1 pseudogene is annotated in these 254 nt (G+C 58.3%); it reads right to left on the bottom strand.

The features are described 5' to 3' along the window. Positions 1-254, bottom strand: a pseudogene (locus FCK22_RS18285) (DUF305 domain-containing protein); the annotation flags it as partial.

The following is a 254-nucleotide window of genomic DNA, read 5'->3' as shown; positions in this document are numbered from 1 at the left end:
TCGATGATCGCGTCGGCCAACTCGCGCACGCGCGGATCGGACAGGTTTGCGCGTTCGCTGGTCAGGATCGCGATTGAATGGTGCGGGATCATGGCTTTCATCCAAGCGGTGTCGCCTACCGTATCTTCGACCGGACCAAGTAGACGCCGGCCGCAAAGGCGATGGCAGCCCCAGTGAAGATCGCAAAATTCGTCTTTCGATTGGAATACATGCCGAGCATGAAGGCGAGCATGATGATTGCCATTACCCCGCCC

The sequence above is a fragment of the Sulfitobacter sp. 15WGC genome, from assembly GCF_005068605.1.
Taxonomy (GTDB): Bacteria; Pseudomonadota; Alphaproteobacteria; order Rhodobacterales; family Rhodobacteraceae; genus Sulfitobacter; species Sulfitobacter faviae.
Note: the sequence above shows the minus strand (reverse complement) of the source record. Positions and strands in the feature narration are given on the sequence as shown.